We start from the raw sequence: 24146 nt of genomic DNA, 5'->3' as shown, positions 1-24146 counted from the left end.
GCATTTTGATGATGATTAAGCCAGTGTCGCGCTTGCTGCTATGGCTTGCTGTTTAGCTAATGCTTGGCGAGCAAACAACACCGAGCCAAATTCTGGTGGGTGTAATGGTGCAGACAATTTAGCTTGTAGGGATTTATCAAGCCAAGGCAGTAAGCGTGGCGTTAATCCGCCCATCATTGACATTCGTGGTGGCTGTTTGGACCATAAAATACCAGCAATACTATTAATGTATTCTGCGCCATCAGCAACAATAGCCAATGCAATTTGGTCACCTTGCTCTGCAGCATCAAACACTAAATTGGCTAATTGGGCATAATAGGTTGCTGATTTTCCTGCAATAGCTTCAACTAACGCTGTATCATTTTTACAGTGTAATTTAGCTAAGATGACTTCGTTCATAATTGACGGTTGAATCACACCATCAAATGACAACAAAACCTGTTTAACCGCTTGCAAGCCAAACCAAGCACCGCTGCCCTTATCTCCATGAGGAAAGCCATGTGCACCAATCATAAATTCATTGCCATCTACATAGCTAAAGCCGCAAGAGCCGGTGCCTGAAATAATCACGGCGCCATCTTCACCTTGATGAGCACCTAAGCAAGCAATTAATAAATCAGTTGCTAAAAACATGTGCTTAAAAGGGTGTTGCCATGCTTGCATTTGTTTAAATAATATCGGTAAATTAACCCCAGCTAGGCCAACACCGACCGTCAATTCATTTAATTTAATTTTGCTTAAGTTAGCATCGGCTAACGCCAATTTTGCTGACTCAGTAATCGAGTTTGTTGCTTGTTCAAAGCCATGTAACGGATTACCCGGCCCAGAAATTCCGGTGCCTAATATTTCATTGTTCGCGTTTACGACAATAGCCTTACACTTACTACCGCCACCATCTATGCCTAAAAAGAACGCATTGTTATTGTCACTGCTTGTGAACATACTAACCTCAAAGTTTTGCTTCATTATTCAAATGTCTTACTATTTTCGTACTTTTTAAACCATGCCTAACATCATAAATGCTACTTCCAAGTTGATTAAGTTCTTTCCCACTCAGCGAGCATAAAGTTAATCAAATTGGCATAAGCTTATCATGTAAAAAGTAGTTAAGCCTATTGGCAACTGTTTTCATATTACCGCCAAATGACAGCGTTGTCATTTGTTTTTTTATATTATGGCTAAATTATTTTGCTTGGCGTTAGTTGATCCTAGTATCTAACGCCTTATTTTCTATAAAAACAAGCTATTAGCTACTAATAAGACACCTGTGTACTGCGCCCTGCTCGCAAACCATTAAGCGTACGACTACGAACATTAACAGGGCCAGACACATTAACGGGGTTATTATAAACTTGCCATGATGGCGCTTGGTTATCATTAGTTTGCTCTTGATATTCGATGAGTAAACCAGGAAACGCGATATTAGCTTTGAGTACTCCTTGCTCAATCACAGCGCCAACAACGGGTAAGCGATAATCAATACCTGCCAATTCTAATTTTGCAAACTCTTTTTGCCCTAGGGTATTTGCAAATACTTGCCAACGTTGGTCGCGCGCTGTTTTCATTTTATCAGTAAAGGTCTTTGTCTCTTGACTATATTTAGCCCCTTGATAATTATACGGCACCGCCCAGTTTGGTAAGTGCCAAGCCCGCTCAGCTAATGCTAATAGCCGGGGAAATATTTTATGTTGTGCAAGTGCATCTGTGCGCGTATTTTCACTCCATAATTGCCCTTGAATACCTAAAAACTTTTGACCGGCTGCTAAGGCTGAGTTGGTGTCATCAGCCACATAGGGTTTATCTTCTCTGTCTAGCCAAAATTCAGCATGTATTGGTAGATTATCCGGCATAAACTGAAAAACTTTTTCAGTATTTACATGACGCGATGCCCAGTAATAGCCATGCTCTTTCGGGTCGGCCTCATAAGGAAAATCAAAATAAAGCACATCTGGGCTTGAAATCACCACTTGCCAATCACGATTTGTCAGGGCATGTACTTTTTTATGCCCTCCCGCAGCTAGTACATCCCAGGCATTAGCTTGAACTATGGCAGGCATATTTGCTTTACGAGTATGCTCCATACCGTCACTCCAACCAGCGGTTTCAATATCCAAACTAGAAAGAATCCCCGCAACCCGCTCAATAAAGTAGGCACCTAAGTCGCTCATATTGGTTACACCGTGGTCGTTATTGGCAACAAAAGCTTTACAAGCTGGGGAATCAACCCATGCGCCTGCTGTTTCATCCGCTCCGATATGATATCGGGTTAGCGGTTGGCCAGCAGCTTGGTGTATTTTTTTCACCTGAGTCATCACTTCCAAAACAAAGGCATAAGACGATTCGAGGCAAACATTGATGGTATTATCATGATAAAACTGCACTGATGAGTATTGGGTTTTATCTTCAAAATCATCAAGTAAAAACTGTTTTGCTTTTACTTCATCTTCAAGGGCCTGATACTTGTTATAACGCGCGGTCATGGCCTTCATCGCAGCACGTGAATGGCCGGGCATATCTAACGATGGTATGACTTGAATATGACGAGCCGTGGCCGCTGTTAATATTTCTTGGTAATCACTAACACTATAATAACCATTGACCGGTGAACGACTATTAACCCCTGCCCCTAGCATAGGCAATAAACACGATTGCACCTCACCCTTATTATCAGGGCCAAAACAACGTTTGCTTGAGATGTCAGTTAATTCAGGTAACGAGGGGATCTCTAATCGCCAGCCTTCATCATCACCCAAGTGCAAGTGTAACTTATTCAGTTTGTAAGCTGCCATTTGATCTAACAAAGAGAGGATAAACGCTTTAGAGTGAAAGTTTCTAGCAACATCAACTAACAAGCCACGAAAGGCATAATGGGGTTCGTCATCAATAGTCACTACAGGTAATGAATCTTGACCAACAACATACAAGCTTGCTAACGACTGTAAGCCATTGAAAACACCATTAGCATCCACGCCAATAATACTGATACCTTGGTGATCAATTAGCATTTTATAGCTGCCAATTACCTTAGTTTTGTCTACTTGAATTGTTAACTTAACCGGTAAACCTTGTGCTGATTGTGTTAAACCTAATAGCGCTAATCGTTCTATTGCTGCATTCACATCTAGGGTTTTCACATGAGTAAAGTCAACATTAATGCCATTACTCACATCAACAGCAGTATTGTTATTATCAATGTCTATCGATTTTGGCGTTGGTATAATAACTTTTGCAATTTCAGCTGTATCAATTTTTTTATTACCCACACCTCGGCTATTTCTATAATATAAACGTTCGCTGTTTAGCCACTGTGTTTTATCTGAACCAGTGCGTTTGAATTGCGTTAACTCATTGCGAAAAGGCTCCACGAAAGGTAAGAATTCTAAACCTGTGTCAGTGTTAATTGCGGTTTTGGTGCTAGCGATCACCTTAGCTTGAAGATTGTCGGCACTGACAATGTAATTGGGTAGCGCATCGGTTTCAGATAGCATCCAATAATTAGCGCGAAACACTACTTTTTTCACCTCTCCCGCTTTAAAGCCAGAGAATTTGTCTGTTAGTGAAATTTTATGTAAATCACCATTGATATGTTTAACGTTAAACGCTTCACCAACTGAAGATTGCACAGGTGAAATGTGACTAAAAAATATAGACCATCCTGTAGCGCTAATTTCTTGCTTTGCCGTAAAACTTAACTCCACTTCAAAACAAGCGCCATCAGCAACTTTAGCATCACACTTATCAGTGGGTATATTCGTCACTAAGCGATAGTTAATATTTAAATTTTCAGCAATATTATCAATGTCAGCTTGGGTTGCTTTACTTAAGCCTGAGTGTGGGCTAGATTTTGAAGTTAATTTATCCTCTATGGTTTTTTCACAACCTGTTAGCATAAATATTAAACAAATAATGAGTACAACAATATTGTTCATCACAACACCTTTTATGAGCAATTAAAAATAAAAAACCTCGCTTAAAAGCGAGGTTTTCCATAGACTAACGATTAAAAGCTTACATTAAGTCCAAGTACAAAACGACGACCGTTTTGATAAACAGACATTAAACGACTTTTTTCTCCATCATACTCAACAACTTCTTCATCGGTTAAGTTTACTGCTTCAAAAACCACATTGAAGTTTTCTGAGATAGTATATGACGAGCTAAAGTCTAATTGCCCGTATGACTCGTTCCATAGTTCAGCGCCTGTCCAAGAAACACCTTTATACCAATCAGTACGATAATTATACATTAAACGTGCTCCAAAGGTGTCGTTTTCATAATATGCTGTCGCATTGAACATATGATCAGAGGCACCTTCAACAAGGCCTGAGCCTTCTACACCTTCTACTCGTGCTTGGTTGCTATCTGCATTGGTATACGTGTAATTTCCGGCAAGACCAAAATTACCAAACGCTTGTTGATAACCTACTTCTATTCCATCAGTTGAGCCACCTAAGCCATTGTCTGGACGATTAATAGTGACATCAACCCATTCTTCATCTTGTTCATTGTAATAAGGAGCCACGTATGAACCCGTAGTACGATAGCTTTGAATGTCTTTATAGAAATATGCCAGTGATACCACCGAAGAGTCATCAAAATACCACTCCCATGTAACATCAAACTGATCAGCAATTTGAGGTTTCAAGTTAGGGTTACCAGCAGTACCAGTAGGAAACTCAACATTCAATGCACCAACACTTTCAATCGGGGCTAAATCACTGTAATTGGGTCTAGACATAACGCGTGCGGCACCAAAACGAACAATTTGGTCATCAGTTGTATCAAATGCAATATTAAAGCTTGGTAAAATTTCTGTGTAATCACGCTTTTCCGTCACCCACTCTAAATAAGCAGGTGTTAACCAATCTACATCAACATTGCCTGAACGACTGCCTACGGTGTTCAAGCCCCAAGAATCTTGGCTAAAATTATTACTTGAAGCAGTTTGCGAGGTTTTTACTACTCTAACACCGATATTACCGCGGTAATTATCACCTGAGAAGTTACCTTGAGTATATAATGACAAAATTGATTCATTAATATCCCAAATTTCACCTAAAGAATCACTAATTGCATAATCTGCATCACCGGCAAAACCCAAGGCCATAAATGCTTCACGATCACCAGATAATTGTTGGTTTAAATTGCCATTGGCGACATTATCTGCAACCGAATGAATGCCGGTTGTTTGACCACAGGTGTCTAATGTTGGGCACTGTTCAAATGCCCACCCCATGTATCCGCCCCATGCCGCAAAGTCATCTTTTGTACCTGGCGCATGCCAACTGTATGCTTGTCTGCCTTGTGTACGGTCATGGTCTCGGTATTTAATACCAACATCAACGCTACTAAAAGGTCCGTAATCAACATCAAGGCTTAGGTCCAACTGGGCATACGTTTCTTCATCTGTGGTTGGTTTATTACCGCCCCAAGTCCAGTTTTGTTTCCATTTTGTGCCGTCGGTAGGATCGACACCACTGATGGCTTCACGATTTGATAAATCAAATGAGTAACCTGATTCAGCACCTGATACATTGGGTACAAAACTCCAAGACGTTTCATTGTATGTTCCACCTGACGCTTTAGTTGCCCCAATTTGAGCATGCAAAGTGTAGCTATCACCTTGGTAGTTAATATCAAGATCATACGATGAAGTTTCTGTACTTGATTCACGGTTGATAAAATCCCATTCGTAAGATCCATCTGCAGCAACCGTAGCCGCATAAATGTCGTTGCCATTGGCTGAGGTATTACTAAAATCAGCTAAGTTATTTTGCGGACGTAAGAGTAAATTAGCATTGGCATTGTTAGCATCCATACTAGAATCTAAAACATTTAGCGTAAAGTCTAAAGCATCTGTTGGTGCATATTGAAGACTTGCGAAAATAGTTTGACGCTCTCTATCTTGCTTAAAAATTGGTACACCAATATCTTTAGGTGCTCGCATGCCGTTTTCATCTGCTGGTGTCCAGCCCAATACCTCTAAGCCTTCACGTTGTACAGTTCGGTCTTGTTGAGTCACAGATAATAAAACACCAAAATTTTCATCTTTATTTTTCCAAGAATATAACGCATCAATTTGAGGATCTGTTTTTTCAGATGTTTCAGAGTATTGAGCTTGCAACCCTAAATTGAAGGTATTAGCATCTAATTCTAACGGTTTACGAGTTCGTAAGACGATAGTGCCACCAATAGAGCCTTCGTCGCTTTTTGCTTCTGGGGTTTTATATACTTCTAGGCCTTTCACTAAAGAAGATGGTAGTAAAGTGAAGTTAAAACCGCGAGATGGATTATCTAAAATAAACCAATCAGCGGTTGCTACATTCTGACCATTTAGTAAGGTTCTGTTTTGTGAAGGGCCTGAGCCACGAATAGTTATTTTTTCGCCTTCACCAAATTCTCGGCTAACACCAACGCCTGTTATGCGTGATAAGGATTCGGCAACGTTCTTATCGGGAAATTTACCAATATCTTCAGAGGTAATAACATCAACAACACTATCAGCAAAACGCTTAGCGTTAATATTTGCTTTCATACTGCCACGAATACCTGTTACCTGAATAACTTCAATTTCTTTTTCTGCTTTTGCTTCTTCGGCAGCCATAACCATGGGTGCAGTACCACCGGCTAGAATTAAAGCAATTGAGGTCGCTAATGCGCCTTTTTTAAATATTGTTGATGACATCGACTTTCCCTTACACACGTTTGTTTTGTTAAATTACTTTTCAATTTACTTTTATCAGTATGATGTTTTACAACCTGTGTAGATTATTTTACTCACACTGAAATAGAAATATTATATTTTTTAACTTATGACAGCGTTGTCATATTTGATGACAACGCTGTCATGAAGTAAAGCAAACCATACCCCTTATTTTTTCATTTGGCTAGTATAAAATCAAAATCACTGGTTGCTTTATCTACAAAAAACAAATAAAACTCTAAAATATAATGCTTTTTTTAAATAAAAAATATTATATTTTTTTTACCATTTTATCGAGTAATCAATAAAAATCCGCCATATTACACATAATTCTGATTTTTTTAACCATTAAAAGTATGGATCTTCGATGAATCATTCAACAATAATGTGAGGATGTTTTTCAGACTAAAAAGTGTACGGGAAATAAAAAAGGTAGGGGGAATAAAAAAGGTAGACACTATACTGCCTACCTTTTACTTATCACAAAAATGTTACTTTATATAAGCTCTTGGCATATCACTTTGTTCAGTGTAACGATCACGCAACGCATCTTGACGTGATTTTGTTGAAACTGGTTCGCCGTTAATCCACATTCGGTCAACCTTAGTACTAATTTCAAAAGGATCAGCGCTCCATAGTACTAAATCAGCATTTTTCCCAACCGAAATTCGGCCAGTATTAAGCTTAAAAACGTCAGCTATATTTGCTGTGATTGCTGAGAAAGCATCCGCTTTTGATAAGCCATTTGCTACTGCTATACCGGCATCAAAACGCAATTGGTTTAAGTTATGGCTTTCACCTTTTGGCGCTAAAATTACTTTAATACCCGCTTTAGCCAGTTTTGCTATATTAGTTAGAGAAGCATGCAGCGAATCAAAACTACTCGGTAAATTATCAATTGAACTCAAAATAACCGGAACGTTTGCAGAGGCTATTTCCTCTGTAATCAATACAGCGTCACTCGCTCCTACTAAGACCAGATCAATTCCATACTTTTTCTTAAGCGCTAATAATGCTAAAAGATCAGTCGCTCGGTCAGCATAAGCTAATAGCGGTTTATCACCTGCTAATAATGAATTAATCACTAATTCATCACGCTTAGGCTCTTTGGCGTCTTTTTTAGCTTCATCCTTATCATTTTTACCTTTAGTTGCTTTTTCTAAGGCTTTTTTAGCATCGGCAAATTGATGGTCTAAAGCTTGTAGTCGTTGCGCTCTTGAGCCTTTACTTTTAGAGCCTAGATAAACCAACACCCCATTTTGTTTATCGATAATACTGGCAAACTCCCCCGAAAGATTAGCGGCAAAGGTTTGTCCGGCAAATAACGCTTCGCCACCATTAGGGGCTACTATAGAGCTGGTTATTCCGCCTTTTCGAGTATAAGGAATTAAGGTTGATTTGGGGTTAAAGGCAAGACTAGCATCAAAGGTGATATCTGCCTTTTTATCTCGTCCGTCACGGGTTGCTGCTACCGCGCCTACTTCAACTAAACCTAAAGCATTCATGGTGGCGATAAAACCTGGGGTGAGTATGCGCCCATTGGCATCTAAGACCTCATCCGCCTCAATATTTGCGGGGGTATTTTGCTTATCGTAAACCTGAGTGATTTTGCCATCATCTATAATGACTGTAGCTTGCGTTAAAATGCCTTGGCTGGCAACAGTATAAACAGTGGCATTGGTGATGGCTGTACTTTTAGCTTGTACTGCACCAACTGTTAACGAGAGTGCGACTGCTGATAATTTTAATAGCGCGCTTAACGTGATATTTTGTTTGATTGATTGCATCGTTTTCATTATCTATTTCCCTACTCTTGCCCTAACAGAAAATCACTTTTCGCTTGATACTTCTCATCAAAACGATCGTAAACTTTAGCGCCATCAACAAACACTTGTTCGGCTTGTGCGTATACACTAAACGGATTAGCATTCCATAAAACCACATCAGCATTTTTTCCTGCGACTAAGCTACCTGTTTTATCATCAATACCTAACGATTTAGCGGCATTAGCAGTAATCCATTTAATTGCATCTTCTTCTTTTAAGTTAAATCCGTTGTCATTAGCACGGTATAAAACCTTGCTGGCCTCTTGATTTAAACGCTGTATAGTCGTGCCCGAGTCTGAATGAACAATAGCGCAAGAATTTTTAACTGCATCAACTATGGCAACATTTTCTTCAACCATGTCATAAGCTTCCATTTTAAAGCCCCACCAATCTGGCCACATCGCCGCACAATTGCCATTTTCAGCTAGCTTATCAGCAATTTTATATGCTTCTATGCCGTGGTGAAACGTACCTGATTTATAATTAAACTCTTTACCAATATCCATCATCACCGCCATCTCTTCTGCTTTGTAGCAATGGTTGTGAATTAAAATTTCACCATCTAGTACGCCCATTAAGGTATCTAATTCTAAATCTCTTACCGGTGCTTGAGGATTTTTACCTGCGGCATAGTCCTGCTCGTATTTATTCCATGCACGTTTGTATTCGCTAGCTTCAGCCCAAGCTGCTCTATAGCCTGCTACGTTCCCCATTCGGGTTGAAGGCATTTGCTTGCGACTGCCATAGACTCGTTTTGGGTTTTCACCACAAGCCATTTTTAAACCATAAGGCGCACCATCAAATTTCATTCCTTGCATCGTATGACTTGGCACATTTTTTAGGGTCACACCTCTACCACCAAACAAGTTAGCAGAGCCAGGTAAAATTTGAAGTGTGGTTATACCGCCAATTCTCGCTGCTTGAAACCCGGGATCTTGAGGCCAAACACTATGCTCAGCCCACACTTCAGAGGTATTGGGTGAGGTCATTTCGTTACCATCTGCATGAGACTCTACTCCAGGACTAGGATAAACACCTAAATGCGAGTGCACATCAATAATACCTGGGGTGATCCATTTACCTTGCGCATCAATTATTTCAACACCTGTCGCTGTGATATCAGCACCAACTTGTTCAATTTTTCCATCAATAATTAGCACATCAGCATCATCAATTCGCTCACCTGTGCCTGTTAACACCGTAGCATTAGTAAATAAGGTATTTTGTTGTGGTAAGGCTTGATAAGTACTTGGAAAGGGATTTTTATTAATGGTTACTTTAGCATCTTGTTTTTCACTAGGTAAGCATGCTGTTAAACTGAGTGATACGCCAATCATCACTAAGCTTAACTTAATAGGTGTTTTCTTCATTGATATTCCTTGGGCTAATAATTGACTATTAGTGTTTGTTGATACTTATCGGATTACATAATCCGCTTGGTATGCAACATAATAGTATATAAGTTTAGACCTAAAAAAGAATATTACGTTTTATCTATAACAACAAGCGTTTGCCAAGGTGAAACCTTGTGTTTCTAGTGCTTTTACGACCAGTTGTCGAAAAATCAGGATAGTTTACACTGTTTCTCTTTGATTACGGGCAACCACGCTATTACGCCCTTGCGCTTTGGCTTGGTAAAGTAACTTATCGGCATCGTCTACAAAGGCTTCAGCGCTAGAAAACACTTCATTTAACCACTGACTAACACCGATACTAACGGTGAGTTTAATCACTTTTTCATCAACTTTTATTGTTAACTCTTCGATCTTTTTACGCAAACGCTCAGCAAATTGAGTAGCATTGTGCAATTCACTATTCGGTAAAATAATCACAAATTCCTCTCCCCCAATACGTGCTACCACATCGCCAATTCTGACCGCTTCTTTACATGCTTTATAGAACATAACCAATACATCATCACCAACACCGTGACCAAAATTGTCATTAACTTGCTTAAAGTAATCAATATCAAGTAATAAAATTGACAAAGGTTGCTGCTCATAATTAGCATGCGAAATAGCCTCTGCTAACGCAGTGCTAAACTGGTGGCGGTTTACCGCTCCGGTAAGCGAATCAGTGTATGCTAAAACCTCAAAATGTTGTTGCTGTGATTTTCGATATTCAATTTCTTTTTTCTGACTATTAACCAAGGCTTCAAATATATCTATTTGTAGCAGCTTACGGCGTAATTTTTCATAAGCTGCTTGCATCGCACCAATTTCATCATCAACAACAGTATTTTTAAACTGAGTATTGCGTTTTCCTTTCGCCATACTATTTAATGCCGCGGTTAAACGTCTAACGGGATGGATGATACTATGATTCAAAATTGAAGTGACAAAAACAGCCACAAATAAAAACACAGATAACACACTAACTGCAATGATAAAGTTGAGTTCTACTTTTTGATATTGGGCAAGCACTTTATGGTCAAATTCTGTAATTAGCTGATCAGAGATTTTCTTTAATTTCTCTGTCTCTACCAGCATAAAATCAAGCCAGTAGCTAGTAGCCTGCCCCAAGGTTTGCTTTTGTTCGACTTTAGAAAACACCTGTGAGAGTTTCATCATATATTTGCTATGCTTACAAGAATCAGCGCAGATTTTTTGCTGTTGCGCGTTGGCTATGTTTGCAAACATTCTTAAGGTATGAAGTTGTTTTCCTAATAACTGATTAATGGCGATATCATCTTGGAGCCTGTCATTGCCAGCATGGAGCAAAGTTAAGCCTTGGGCTTTAATTTGCCCTAGATATTCTTCAAAAAACAATACTGAGCTAATAACAGAGATATCATTTGCTAAGGTTGTACTCATGTCAACATGCAGTAAGTTTTCTGTCAGTAATAACAACTTCGCAATTAATGTATTATAAGCCTGATAGGTTTGTAAAAAGTCAATAGGCTGGCTATCAAAATTCTGCCTGTAGCCCTTTATTTTATCAAAGCTGGCAGGTGTAAAATCAGGATCACGTTTAATACTCAGTGCTACAGCAGAGGCAACATCATGCTGGATCAGCCTGAAGAGCTCTGTGAGTTCATGATCGGTAATTAAGCGACTTTCCACTAATTTTTCACGGTCGGTTTGAGCATTTAGCGTATATAAGTTTGCCGTTATTGCCCGTTCTGTTTGCAATGACTGAGTGAGTCTATTAACTTGCAAAATCACATCATTGACGCTAACGACCTGTGATAAGTTTTTATATTGCTGGTAATTCGATTGTAAGATAATAAAGCTAAGCAATAACACACCAATAATTGGGATAAATGCGGTTATAAAAATTCGCCTACATAGCGGTATTTTTTGCGCAACATTATTGGATAAAGCCTTATATATGGATTGCTTTTCTTGTTCATTTGTTTCAGTTTTTAACTGAGCCACTGAAAAATCAGAAGAGTTGAACAACGCGGGTGCATAATCAAGATCTTCAACGAGGATATGATTGACAATCCATTTATGCAAAAAGGTGGTGATTTTGCCACTACAGGTTAAGTTATCTTCGCTAAGCCATTGAGATTTCAGTACAGGTAAATGCTCAATAAACTTTTGATGACTGGCTTTATGCTCAGCAATATTTCCATAACATACTTTTTCTAAAAGCGCTTCTTCACGCGCAAAGTGTAATATTACATACTGCTCAAGCTCAGAAAAAATATCTGCTATTGCTTGCTTTGAGATTTGGTTATGATGTGCCGAAGTGAGCTTAGCGAGTATAGCGATGATCTGTTTATGATCTTCATCAATGACATCAATGCCAACACTCATTCCTTCGTTCCAGATTAAGTCAGTCATTTATTTGCCAGATTTGCCCAAAATCATCACTCTAAAATTTGAAAGGCGAAAGTATAAGCTATGGGCGGTTCATTCTAAAACACTGTTTAAAAATAAATCACTTTAATGTCGATAAGATCAAAGCTTTTAATTTTTTATATCGAAAGAGCAAAAGCACAATGACCATAAAAAAATAGAACAATGGGGTAGTTAATTCTGATTTTACCGACCAATAAAAATGGACGGTAACTAATAGTACAATTAAATAACTAAAATTATGCAAGTGTTGCCATGATTTACCCATTTGTCGTTTTATTTTATTTATAGAAGTCACCGCTAGTGCAATTAAGAGTAAGAAGGCGACCATGCCAACAGTAATATAGGGACGTTGTATGACTTCGCTTATAAACAAGCCCATGTCAAATTGAACTTCAAACGCGAGAAAGTTGATGAGATGGAACAATGCATAGGTAAAAGCATACAGGCCTATTACTCGTCGTGTTTGTAATAAATACCCCTGCTTAGTTAGCTTTGCTAACGGAGTAACCGTTAGACTTAGTAATAACAAATTAAGGGCACCAATTCCGGTAAAGTGAATAACTGCTTCAACCGGGTCTGCGCCCAATTCATCAGCAAACGCTAAGGTATACAAGTTCAATAACGGTATTAAGGCGCCTGCATGAATAAGTATTTTTAATACGATAACTTTACTACGAGTGAGCATAACAACGGTTACGGGCTATTAATAATGTCTCGATAAATTCATCCCCTTGTATAAGTCAGCCACTTGTTCACCATAACCATTAAAAGGTAGAGTCTCGATGCGATTTCGGCTAAATAAGCCGCCACTGGTAATACGGCGTTCACTTGCTTGACTCCATCTAGGGTGATCATGCTTTGGATTAACATTCGCATAGAAGCCATATTCATTGGGCGCTAGTTTATTCCAAGTTGTAGGCGGTTGCTGCTCTAATAACTTGATGCTTACAATGGACTTTATGCTTTTAAATCCGTATTTCCATGGCACCACCAAGCGAATAGGGGCACCATTTTGTGGCGGTAATGTTTTACCGTACAAACCGACACTCATTAAGGTTAATGGATTCATCGCTTCATCAATACGCAAACCTTCCACATAAGGGTATTGAATGCCACCACCTAAACGGCTATTTGCTTGGCCAGGCATTTGCTCAGGATCATGCAAGGTTTCAAAAGCAACATAGTTCGCTTTTGAATTAGGCATCACTCTTTTTAATAAACTGGCTAAAGGGAAACCTATCCAAGGGATGACCATTGACCATGCTTCAACACAACGTAAACGATAAATACGTTCTTCTAAAGGGAAAAGCTTGGTCAAATCGTCATAATCAAGTGTCATAGGATTGTCACACGCACCTGAAATGGTTAATTGCCATGGCTTAACTTGAAAACCTTGAGATAATGCTGCCGGTTGGTCTTTTTTTGCACCAAATTCATAAAAATTATTATGAGAGATAATTTTTTGTTCTGGCGTTTTTATTAAGGCTTGGTTTAAAGTATCAGTTTGATACTCAAGTGCCTGTGTTTTAAAACTAACATCATCGTCACTGAAAAAACCAGCCTTGGCCTTATTGGCTAATGCTGAGCTTATTAACGCCCCTGCGCCTAAAAAACCTAATTGCTTTAATAGACTGCGACGTTCTTGATAAACAGATTCTTGCGTCACATCAGAATCATTAAGGTGAGATTTGTTGGGGATTTTAATTAACATATCAGTGTCTAATTTAACAAGCAAACGTTGGTATATAGAGTAGACACTGATAGTAATAGAATAATTTCAACGGGGCGAATTATTTCAAGCCAGCTTTAAATATGTTAATACTTATGCTGGCGATACTAATTGTTGTAAGTAGCTAACAATATCTTTTGATTCATAAAGCCACTGCACTTGACCATCAGTTTTTTCTATACGTAAACATGGCACTGTAGGTTTACCGCCTTCACGTATAAGCTCTTCTCGGTAATCATTTTTTTTATTGATATTACGTAGTTCAATAGTCAAGCCTTCACGTTTCATAGCTCGGCGTACTTTGACACAAAATGGACAACTTGGGAGCTGATATAGGCTTAAATTTTGTGTCTTAGCATCTACTTCCTGTTGCGCTTGGGCTGTTCTTTTTGGCGATGTTGGCGAAAAGATAAAATTAAGTAATAAAATAAGGCGACCGATTGGCCAGCGAATAAGCTTCATAATCATAGTGTTTCTTCTGTTTTAAACGTTTATTTTAGCTAAAGTACGAAAATGAAGTTTATCATAATCAGACTCTTTTGCCTTATCCTGAGAGTTAATAATATTGATTATTTATCGTATTTAGCAAGTTTGTTAAATTTGATCATCGCACGTAACTCTGCAATGTAATCTTGCCCTCGCTCTGAGTACTTGGTTAGCCCTGCCGATAATGCCACGCCGGTGATTGTTTGCTTGTTAGTGCGAAGCTGTGCACGGATGGCCCGCAGCTCTTTATAAGCTTGGTGACTGTTTAAGTTTTGCATATAACTTTCAAGTGACTCTTGCGGCGAGTTAAAAGCCGCAACTTCATGTTCCTGATCTGAGCCTCTTTTTTTTGGTACCAGACCACAACCCTTTTTATAACACCATTGACCAAAAAAGTTATTACCTGAGGTAGCAAACCTTGATGTGCCCCAAGCGCTTTCATTCGCCGCTTGTGCCAGTACCAGTGAAGGTGGCAATATATCAACTTTAATGAGCAGCTTTTTCCAAGAGCTTTCGTCATCAATAACAAAATTGGTAACACGATATTGTTCTGCTAAATCAGCTATTTGACGAGCATCCCACCAGCCAATATTATTTTTATGGTCACGCCAATCAAGCAATTTGGCTCTAATAATAGATATTTCTTGGTTATTAGCGGTAACCAATGGCATAAAATAATTAAAAAAAGCGGCTTTTCTTGCTTTTCCAGCCGGATATTGCTGGAAATTAGGCGTACTTGGCGCGGTAAAAAAAACACCACTTATAACAATGATTAACACAATTAAAATAAGTAAAGCTATTGATAAAGGCTTTTTCATCATCATCCTGTTTGTATAATAACGTTTTATTTTAAGTACGTTTATTCTTAGGAATATAGTTCAAAATAGACACTGGTACGGTTTTTTTAACGGCAAACCCTTGAATTTCTTTTCGCTCAATAATATGTCCTAAACGGCTTTCAATGGCACATAAATTTCTAAAGTTATCTTTTGCAACTAGTGATATTGCTTCACCTGAAGCCCCCGCACGACCTGTGCGGCCAATGCGATGAATGTAGTCATCGACCTGATCAGGCAAATCATAGTTAACCACACGTTCAAGCTCACCAATATCTAACCCACGTGCGGCAATACCCGTTGCCACTAAAAATTTAATTTTTCCTGATTTAAAATCGCTCAATATTTTTTCACGCACTGCTTGAGTTCTACCGCTATGAATAGACTCAGCTTTTATATCGCGCTTTTCAAGTTGGCTTACTAACTTAGCAGCACCGTGCTTAGTTTCAATAAAGATTAGCGCTTGCTGCCATTTTAAATCGTTAATTAAATGGCTTAACAGCGCCGATTTATTGCCTTTATCTGTAGTGATCAACCATTGATGAATGTTAGGCTTTGAATCTCTATTGTCGGTTATTGATATTTCTACCGGAACATTGATAGTTCGCTTTGCTAACGCGCGAACATCATCAGAAATAGTAGCCGAAAACAATAAATTTTGTCGTTGCTTGGGCAGTCGCTCAATAATTTTATTAATATCATCAATAAACCCCATAGCTAGCATTCTGTCAGCTTCATCTAACACTAGCACTTCAAGTTCATCAAAGTGTAAAGCCCGTTGATGTGCCATATCAAGCAATCGCCCCGGTGTAGCAACAACAATATCAATTCCCCAGATTAATCGTTGTTTCTGCTCTATTGAGTCAACTCCACCATACATTGCCATTGAACTTAAAGATAAGTATTTACCATATTTGCTAATACTCGACTCAACCTGCAGCGCTAATTCTCGGGTAGGCGTAAGAATGAGCGCGCGAATACGTTTTCCACGAAGTTTACGCTCTGTATTTAGCTTTTCTAATAAAGGCAAAACAAAACTCGCGGTTTTACCTGTGCCTGTTTGTGCAGCCGCAATGAGGTCTTTGCCAGATAACACCACAGGTATAGCCTGCTGTTGAATTACGGTGGCTTCGGTATAAGCTAGCTCTGTGATAGCGTGTAAAATAGGATCAGATAATCCAAGTGTAGAAAATGACATGCAGTGTCTCTAGCAAGAAAGTAAATATAAAATGACAATAAAAAGCACTAGCGCATTACTGCTGTACTTGGATTTTCAAGCCCTTTAAAAACGTCGATAACACTTCATCACTACATACTTTGTAGTGTTTATGGTTAACATTTCTAAAAAAAGCACTGAGCTCGTATTTGCCCATACTTAATCCAGCTAATTCAAGCACTGCTAGAACGTCATCAGCTTTTAACGCCAAGGCTATTTTTAGTTTATTAAATATTAGGTTATTATTAAGCACTTGTTCAGTGGGGTGAGCAGGCCCGTCTTTTTTTCCTCTTTTATCAATGATTAAACCATTTAAAAAGCTGGCGAGTTGTGCATCTAATATCGGTTGGTAAGCACTATCATCTTTTTCTAAGAAAAAGTTGGCTAACTGCTCTGTAGTAACCTCGCATCCTCCAAATTCAAATACCGAGCGTATTTTTTCATCATTAAAATCAAGAATTTTAGCGATTCTACGAAGAAGATCATTATTTATCATTACGTTGCCTAATGCTGTTTGAAATATTGAAAGTGATTATAATATTGCTTGAGATTCTATTCACAGACAAACTAAAACTCATGCAGACGTATAGTATAGCGACTATAAGCCTGCAAGTGTTATCACATTATTAAATTATGCATGTAAACAAGGCAAAGTAAGACTACGCTTTTGCTAATGCTTGTTCGATATCAGCAATAATGTCGTCTATATGTTCAATACCTACCGAGATCCTTACCAAATCTTCAGAAACACCGGCAGATTCAAGCTCTTGTGGATTCAATTGACGGTGAGTTGTTGATGCAGGATGACAAGCAAGAGATTTTGCATCACCTATGTTTACTAAACGTAAAATCATATCAAGAGCATCAATAAATCGGCCGCCAGCTTCGCTACCACCTTTGATGCCGAAACTTAAAATACCAGACGCCTGACCATTGGTTATTTTCTGGCAAAGTTCATTATAAGGGCTATCAGGCAGCGCTGCATAATTTACCCAATTCACTTTTTCATGGGCTTGTAGGTACTTAGCCACTTTTAAGGCATTTTCGCAATGACGCTCCATGCGTAAACACAAGGTTTCTAGGCCTTGCATAATTAAAAAAGCACTGTGTGGTGCTAATGCTGCACCTGTATTTCTTAGTGGTACTACACGACAGCGACCAATATAAGCAGCTGCCCCTAATGCTTGTGTATAAATAACATCGTGGTAGGAAGGATCAGGCTCATTTAACATCGGGAATCTATTTTTGTTAGCAACCCAATCAAATTTGCCAGAATCAACAATAATCCCTCCAATACTCGTGCCATGACCACCGATATATTTAGTTAAAGAATGCACTACAATGTCAGCGCCATGTTCTATGGGTCGACATAATGCCGGGCTTGCCACCGTATTATCTACAATTAATGGCACCCCATGCTTATGGGCAATTTTGGCTAAAGCCTCTAAATCAATGATGTTACCAGCAGGGTTACCAATAGACTCACAAAAAACTGCCCTTGTGTTTTCATCTATTAACTGATCAAAAGTATCAAGATCATTGCCGGAAGCAAATTTAACCGTAACACCTTGCCTTGGTAAAGTGTGCGCAAACAAATTATAGGTGCCACCGTAAAGCTGGCTAGTACTTACAATATTGTCACCTACTGAGGTTATGGCTTGAATAGCATAAGTGATGGCCGCCATGCCAGAGGCTACCGCTAAACCAGCAAGCCCTCCTTCCATTTGTGAGACCCTTTGCTCTAACACATCAGTGGTAGGGTTCATGATCCGAGTATAAATATTACCTGGAACTTTTAGATCAAATAAGTCTGCACCATGTTGTGTGCTATCAAAGGTGTATGAGGTAGTTTGATAAATTGGCGTTGTTGCTGCCTTGGTTGTCGCTTCAGAGTCATAACCGTGGTGCAGTGCTAGTGAGGCTAGTTTCATAAAAATTCCTAAGTGAGGTTAATGTAGCTGTCATTAACTTAGCTTAATGTTTGGAGAATTTAAATATAAATTTGCCAGGAAAGTTTAATAATATACTTAGTCAAAAAATCGATTAAAGGAAATGCTTCAAAGAGGATAACTTAAAATAGGTAAAATACACCACCACCTCATATGACATAGTTAGGTGATGGTGTAACATAAATAAGAAATGAGTTATTTTTTACGAGATCTCATTGAGCCAAAAACAGCAAGAGCAAGGCCAAATAACAAAAAGGAACTTGTTTCATCAACTCCCACAGCATTTTTACCTACGCCTGTAGTAAAATTATCCCAGTATGTGATGCCACCGGGATCAGTTCCGCCTATACGTAAAGCCGAAATAAACACAGTAGGTTCAAACACCACACCAAAAAACTCTGTATGGTTGCTTCCAGCCACCGAATCAAAATCAAATATTGTAACAGCGCCGGTATCAGAATCAGTAAGCTCTAATCTCATACCACCACCATCATTATCACGTACATCAAAACCGACAGCATTAACAGGAGATTGAAAGTTTACATCAAACTGAATTAAGCTTGCACTACTTCGATTTCCTCGAATATTACTACCATTAGTTGTAATGAAGCTTCCGTTACCCGTTTCAGAATAAGTATTTCCAAATGGGGAGGTAAAAGTACCACTGGCATTGATTCCGTCAAGGTTATCGATACCAAAAGAAAAAAGCTCAGCTTCCCACGCTGCACGAGCCTCTGCCGGTGATTGTGTAACCACTGTAGATAACGTACTTGAACCATGGAATAATAAAGTAGCATTTGCGTTTACGGTAATAAACAATGCCGCTAAAAAGCTTGTTATTTTAAATAAATTGTTTTTCATAAAACATTTTTCCTTAAAGTTTTGAATTGAATAAAGTAGTAATAAATCCAATCGCAGAAAAGCAAAAAACACACCACAAACAAAAAAAACATATAAATCAGTCACCTAACCACTCAATCAGTTCATGAAAAACTCTTGGTGTAAAAATTACCGACACATTACAACAATCATTCACATATCCAATAAATGTGATTATCTATTATCAATTTTTAAGAAACACTCTTGACTCGCTTGAGCTGAAGTGAGTATTTGAAATGGGAGGGAAGAGAGGTGTCAATAGCTTTGTAAGTGAATATCCTGTTTTACATTGTATGCCCATTGGTTCCATTTGTGAGATAAGTCGTGTAGCTTCTTAATAGCCTTATCAGCTTTTTTGTATGAGCTGGTTTCCTTCCAATCGCCACTGAAATATAAAAGGTGGTGGTTGATATCTGAATTCTCGTTACTATTGACTAAATCCAACTGCGCTTTGTATTCTGCTCCTTTACTCGCAATAACATCCCCACTGCCTTTGCTCTGTTGTAATTTTTTTAGCATTTTATTAGCTTTCTCGCCAGCTTTTTCAAATTCACTGAACTCATTAGCAAAATACATGTACGCCGATGCAACATCTCTAGCTCGCATTAAAATAACAAGACCAAGTTGCTCTTCTCTATCTTTCATGCCTATCGCATAAGGTTTAGACAGTTCAGGTATAGATTTTAACTCTTGAGTTCTGGTCGCTGAATCCCAGTTATTCTTGAAGTTTTTCTCCTGAAAGTTATCAAAAGCATCATTGTAATCCTTTGCATATTCATAATAGATTAGAAATTGAGGAGGGAGATTTTTGGCAAGCGCACCATCGCCATTCATCATTGAGTAAGCGAAACTATTAGCCTTAAATACCTCATTTGCAGATGTTTCTAGTTCGTTAGCTCTTTTTTCAAATGCTGATTGCCATTTTTCAATAAACTCTATCATTTCTTTTGCTTTGATCATTCCAGATAAAGCATTAAATCCAATTTTGTGGTACGACAAATACTGACCGATATAGGAATGTGAAGTAAGCCCTGCTATGCGCTCCACTCCCTCATACGCCAGTTTCATTAGTTCACCAGTGCTACCAACGCCTCTGTGATATAACTGATTCCCTGCATTATATAGTTTAGAAATATCACTAATGTAGGTCTCTATTTGTTTTTTTTTGTCGAAGGCCTGTTTCAAGTCTGAATTGAAGCTCATTTGTCATTCCCTTTGATCTGGTTAGTAGAGCAACTCAAGGTTGCAAGTATTAAATAGGTTTTTAAACTAGAATACAGCAACACAGATTATGCTACGTGCACGAAACATCTAAAATCAAGTAGTATAAAAACCTAGTCGACAAAATCAACTTAGTCAAGTAACCCCTGAGGAAGGATAATATCTAAGCTCTATTTCCAACTATAAGTCTTATTATTTCAAAGCACACGCTCACTTAAAGAAGCCTATATATTGCATTTGCAATATAATAATAACCAAGCTTAAGGTAGCGTTTTACTTTATTGATGAGTTTGATTGGGTTTGACTCTTGATGTTAGTAATATGTTAATATAAATTATACTGACGGTGTTATTTAAGGGACAGGATAGCTAGAAATTATAATAAAAAACAACAACTGGAAATAACAAGTGTCCATATCTGTTAAACAATTACTGAGCGGTGGTACAGGTGATGCGGACATGTATATTCGACGTGGTTCACAACCTACCTCATCTACTTATGACTGTTGCCCATACAAAAGTGGCAACAATGAAAGCTGTTCATTTAGCAACACTGCTGCAGATACTTGGCATATTGGTATTTACGGTTACTCAGCCGCAAGTGGTGTTAATTTAGATGTAACTTATAATCCATAAGTACAAAATTATCGAGTTTGATATTATTTTATAAAGATTAAAATCCGATACTGAGAAATCTTTATCGGATTTTTTGCTTTTGTTTACAGACATTAAAGCTATGCAGTAATATTCGGCTAAAAGCGCCCATTAAACTAGCAACGAGATACGTAGATTAATGTGCACATCCGATAGCCCAGTTACTTAAGCGGTTATGAACATAGCGCATCATTAGAAATAATAATTTAGGGCTTTAGAAACAAAAAAACCTGCATCACAGCAGGTTTAATTTTAAATGGTACCGGAGGACGGACTTGAACCGTCACGCCCGAAGGCAACGGATTTTGAATTCTTGGAAGGTAAGTTTCAAGCACTATCAAGCAACGTTAACCTCTTACTTTTAATCATTTTTTCTGTTACTAGCAATTACATTTCATTTCAATTACACACGCCCAATGAGCACAGAAATTACATAATTAATAATTTGAACTCAATTAACGTGAAGTATGATCATGTGTGCTCAGGCACGATCCTACTGTCGATATAATTTGATATCATTATTTATTCTAGAAATAACCTTTCACAACCAGTGCTTAGGAATTGTCAAATCAAATGAAGACTCGGCATATCGAAGCAACTTTATTATTTCAATATGCCTTAATTCATCAAAATTTTCCCCATTGGTTCTTTTATCTAATAATTCTTTAAGCGCTTGTAAATTAAACATATCTAATTTATATAAATTGCTCCATGTAGCTTGGCCAAATAAGTTATAAATCGTTTCAGTTCCATCTCGCTCGCTTGCTAGTCGTTTTTGACCTGACAACTTAGTTAAAGCTAGCTCTGCATTATCTCTATCATCAAAAGTATTTAGAAGTTTCACCCAGAATTACCACTTTAGTTGTTATAATCAGTTTAACGAGCTATAGAATAGGACTTCAAGATTTATTAATTTTTTTGTGATTTCACCATTAGTTTTCTTATAATATGAAAATCTTTTTTATTAATTTCAAATAAAGAATTTAGGAACTTATTCATCCAGTATTTTTTATGCTTTATAAAAGACAAGTCCTGAATGATATCCTTTACTCTCACCCATTCGGATTCCTTTAAAACTAATTCTGGACGTGTCTCTATATAACCATGAATTGGTACATCGTACTCAAGTATCTTAGCGCTAGGAATTAAACTTGGATTAACAATTGATCTGATTGAAGCGAAAGAACTAACTCGACTGGAAACGTAAGATATAACCATATCTCCTTCCGATAATTGAGTTGATAGCTTGAGTTTACGTTCTGCTATCGCAAGAGTCGAAAAACCATTTCTAAAATCCACCTCAAAATTATCTAACCTCAGGACATTAATATAATATTTCATTATTTAGTTATTTTAGTTGCTTATTCAGTAAGCTCGCTAATAATTTAAAAAAAGCTTTAACGAGTTTAAAATTGGTAAAATTTCGCCAAGTATAACATCTGCTTTTATCGAATTAATAGCTTCGCTTGTTTCAATTACCAGGATGACGGTATTTATTTCTCATAATTATCGTAAAAAGTTATTTGCTTTTAATATACTAAATCGACCCTCTTTCTTGTTTCTTATCTCTTTGATGCAAACAAAGTTTGTGAAATTATCAAACAACAATGGCTTGTGCCGTCTATAAGTAAAGTTTACAAATTTAAAGCAGCCAAAATTAACTTATAAAACAACTAATATGGCATTTACTCACTGATATATAAGGATATATAATCAACCAACTGATAGGTATATATAAAGGATTAAAATGTTTGATTTTGTAGTTCACCCTAATGTTTATACAACAGGAAATCAAAATGGATTGCGTGCAATCCTCGAGGATATGTGGGTTAAAAGCCTTCCTTCGGGTTCGGGTACAATATACATAGTTTCAGGTTTTTCAAACTTTAATGGCGGCGCACGCTTCTACAAAACCTTAAGAGAGCACACTGAAAACGGCGGAAATGTAGTGGCCGTTTTAGGTGGCAGCCCAAGTCAAAGACTTAGTAGTAAGCAAGTAGTTGAAGCCCTTTTGGAGTGTGGCGCATCAGTACACCTAATTAATAGAAAAAGACTTCTTCACGCAAAATGTTATGGCTATAAAGATGATTTAGGAAATCAATCAGCTGTAATAGGTTCGGGGAATTTTACAGGTCCCGGATTATCCCAAAACATTGAAGCCTCTGTATACCTTAAAGAGCCATCAATATCACAAAAAGGTTTTAATTGGGATGATTTTATCGCTAATCTCCTTAGTCAAAATTGGCAATATCACAAGTGTGACCTAACACCTCATGCGTCATGCTGGAAGTTATTATATGACGAAACCCCACGAAATTTAGCTGTAGATGAATCAGATGCGGAGACTCTTATAGTTCGCCTCGTACCAACAGATACTAATAGAATATTAGCGATAAAAGGAACAAATGCATCTAAAGGAAGCCAATACTTTTGGTTAAGTAAAGACTGTTTTGATTTCTTCCCCCCATTAACAATACGTAATAAAAAGGGATGGAAGGGTACTTTATCCACGATGATTACAATGAACTATGTAGACTTAAATATAACAAAACAGGAAAGAGTCACCTTTGAGGCTGAAAATAATTTAGATTTCAGATTAGGAACTGGTGCTTACAGATGCACAGGCATTGCATCACCAGGAGATCTCGCTTGTATAACGAGAATTACAGATGACCATTATGAAATAAGAATCATCGATAGCAACCACGCATCTCACCCAGCATTAGATCAATTTGCAACAATTTTTGTTGGAGCTGCAGGTAAAAGATATGGTTTCATTGATAATTCAAACTTTAATAAGTTAATTTAAGTTGAGTTAAGCCAGTAAGTAGGCTATTCCTTT

Annotated in this window: 19 protein-coding genes; 2 read left to right on the top strand and 17 right to left on the bottom strand. The window is 38.0% G+C overall.

Annotated features, from left to right (window positions below):
• Positions 1 to 15: 15 nt before the first annotated feature.
• The 15 genes from nagK to ABXG98_RS02120 all read right to left on the bottom strand — a co-directional run bounded on the left by nagK (position 16) and on the right by ABXG98_RS02120 (position 20633).
• Positions 16 to 942: an N-acetylglucosamine kinase gene (nagK, locus tag ABXG98_RS02190; protein ID WP_353537039.1), complete on the bottom strand. Its 927-nt coding sequence runs from the start codon at positions 940 to 942 to the stop codon at positions 16 to 18.
• A gap of 311 nt (positions 943 to 1253) precedes the next feature.
• The gene (locus ABXG98_RS02185; RefSeq protein ID WP_353537038.1) at positions 1254 to 3929 is read right to left on the bottom strand and encodes a beta-N-acetylhexosaminidase; all 2676 of its coding nucleotides are present in this window, start codon (positions 3927 to 3929) and stop codon (positions 1254 to 1256) included.
• A 71-nt stretch (positions 3930 to 4000) separates the two neighbouring features.
• A complete protein-coding gene (locus ABXG98_RS02180) occupies positions 4001 to 6685 on the bottom strand; it encodes a TonB-dependent receptor (RefSeq protein WP_353537037.1) in 2685 nt (894 codons plus the stop codon).
• Between the two features lie 509 nt (positions 6686 to 7194).
• Positions 7195 to 8499 (bottom strand): amidohydrolase family protein, encoded by a 1305-nt coding sequence (locus ABXG98_RS02175; RefSeq protein WP_502901524.1) that lies wholly within the window; start codon positions 8497 to 8499, stop codon positions 7195 to 7197.
• Between the two features lie 11 nt (positions 8500 to 8510).
• The gene (locus ABXG98_RS02170) at positions 8511 to 9866 is read right to left on the bottom strand and encodes an amidohydrolase (protein ID WP_502901531.1); all 1356 of its coding nucleotides are present in this window, start codon (positions 9864 to 9866) and stop codon (positions 8511 to 8513) included.
• Positions 9867 to 10103: 237 nt separating this feature from the next.
• The gene (locus tag ABXG98_RS02165) at positions 10104 to 12317 is read right to left on the bottom strand and encodes a bacteriohemerythrin (RefSeq protein ID WP_353537035.1); all 2214 of its coding nucleotides are present in this window, start codon (positions 12315 to 12317) and stop codon (positions 10104 to 10106) included.
• 97 nt (positions 12318 to 12414) lie between these two features.
• On the bottom strand, positions 12415 to 13020 hold the full coding sequence (gene msrQ, locus ABXG98_RS02160) for a protein-methionine-sulfoxide reductase heme-binding subunit MsrQ (protein ID WP_353537034.1): 606 nt from the start codon (positions 13018 to 13020) through the stop codon (positions 12415 to 12417).
• A gap of 18 nt (positions 13021 to 13038) precedes the next feature.
• Positions 13039 to 14046 carry a protein-methionine-sulfoxide reductase catalytic subunit MsrP gene (gene msrP, locus ABXG98_RS02155; protein ID WP_353537033.1) on the bottom strand — a complete coding sequence of 336 codons (1008 nt, stop codon included), beginning with the start codon at positions 14044 to 14046 and terminating at the stop codon, positions 13039 to 13041.
• A 111-nt stretch (positions 14047 to 14157) separates the two neighbouring features.
• Positions 14158 to 14526, bottom strand: a complete 369-nt coding sequence (locus ABXG98_RS02150; protein WP_353537451.1) for a glutaredoxin family protein — start codon at positions 14524 to 14526, stop codon at positions 14158 to 14160.
• 107 nt (positions 14527 to 14633) lie between these two features.
• Positions 14634 to 15368 carry a glucosaminidase domain-containing protein gene (locus tag ABXG98_RS02145; protein WP_353537032.1) on the bottom strand — a complete coding sequence of 245 codons (735 nt, stop codon included), beginning with the start codon at positions 15366 to 15368 and terminating at the stop codon, positions 14634 to 14636.
• Between the two features lie 31 nt (positions 15369 to 15399).
• A complete protein-coding gene (locus ABXG98_RS02140) occupies positions 15400 to 16584 on the bottom strand; it encodes a DEAD/DEAH box helicase (protein WP_353537031.1) in 1185 nt (394 codons plus the stop codon).
• A gap of 55 nt (positions 16585 to 16639) precedes the next feature.
• Positions 16640 to 17098: a YehS family protein gene (locus ABXG98_RS02135; RefSeq protein ID WP_353537030.1), complete on the bottom strand. Its 459-nt coding sequence runs from the start codon at positions 17096 to 17098 to the stop codon at positions 16640 to 16642.
• Positions 17099 to 17261: 163 nt separating this feature from the next.
• Positions 17262 to 18533, bottom strand: a complete 1272-nt coding sequence (locus tag ABXG98_RS02130; RefSeq protein WP_353537029.1) for an O-acetylhomoserine aminocarboxypropyltransferase/cysteine synthase family protein — start codon at positions 18531 to 18533, stop codon at positions 17262 to 17264.
• Between the two features lie 213 nt (positions 18534 to 18746).
• Entirely contained in the window at positions 18747 to 19412 is a 666-nt protein-coding gene (locus ABXG98_RS02125; RefSeq protein WP_353537028.1) for a hypothetical protein, read from the bottom strand.
• A gap of 273 nt (positions 19413 to 19685) precedes the next feature.
• Positions 19686 to 20633: a hypothetical protein gene (locus ABXG98_RS02120; RefSeq protein WP_353537027.1), complete on the bottom strand. Its 948-nt coding sequence runs from the start codon at positions 20631 to 20633 to the stop codon at positions 19686 to 19688.
• Between the two features lie 425 nt (positions 20634 to 21058).
• Here ABXG98_RS02120 and ABXG98_RS02115 point away from each other — a divergent pair, with 425 nt between their 5' ends.
• On the top strand, positions 21059 to 21286 hold the full coding sequence (locus ABXG98_RS02115) for a PPC domain-containing protein (RefSeq protein WP_502901523.1): 228 nt from the start codon (positions 21059 to 21061) through the stop codon (positions 21284 to 21286).
• Between the two features lie 559 nt (positions 21287 to 21845).
• On the opposite strand, the gene ABXG98_RS02110 is transcribed toward ABXG98_RS02115, so the two are convergent.
• Both ABXG98_RS02110 and ABXG98_RS02105 read right to left on the bottom strand, forming a co-directional pair.
• Positions 21846 to 22148 carry a hypothetical protein gene (locus ABXG98_RS02110; RefSeq protein ID WP_353537026.1) on the bottom strand — a complete coding sequence of 101 codons (303 nt, stop codon included), beginning with the start codon at positions 22146 to 22148 and terminating at the stop codon, positions 21846 to 21848.
• Between the two features lie 65 nt (positions 22149 to 22213).
• Positions 22214 to 22645 carry a hypothetical protein gene (locus tag ABXG98_RS02105; RefSeq protein ID WP_353537025.1) on the bottom strand — a complete coding sequence of 144 codons (432 nt, stop codon included), beginning with the start codon at positions 22643 to 22645 and terminating at the stop codon, positions 22214 to 22216.
• Positions 22646 to 23051: 406 nt separating this feature from the next.
• Here ABXG98_RS02105 and ABXG98_RS02100 point away from each other — a divergent pair, with 406 nt between their 5' ends.
• Positions 23052 to 24113, top strand: a complete 1062-nt coding sequence (locus ABXG98_RS02100; RefSeq protein ID WP_353537024.1) for a phospholipase D-like domain-containing protein — start codon at positions 23052 to 23054, stop codon at positions 24111 to 24113.
• The last annotated feature ends 33 nt before the right edge of the window (positions 24114 to 24146 follow it).

The sequence above is a fragment of the Colwellia sp. KU-HH00111 genome (assembly GCF_040362745.1).
Lineage (GTDB): Bacteria > Pseudomonadota > Gammaproteobacteria > Enterobacterales > Alteromonadaceae > Colwellia.
The sequence above is the reverse complement of the archived record's forward strand: the minus strand, read 5'-3'. Positions and strand labels throughout refer to the sequence as shown.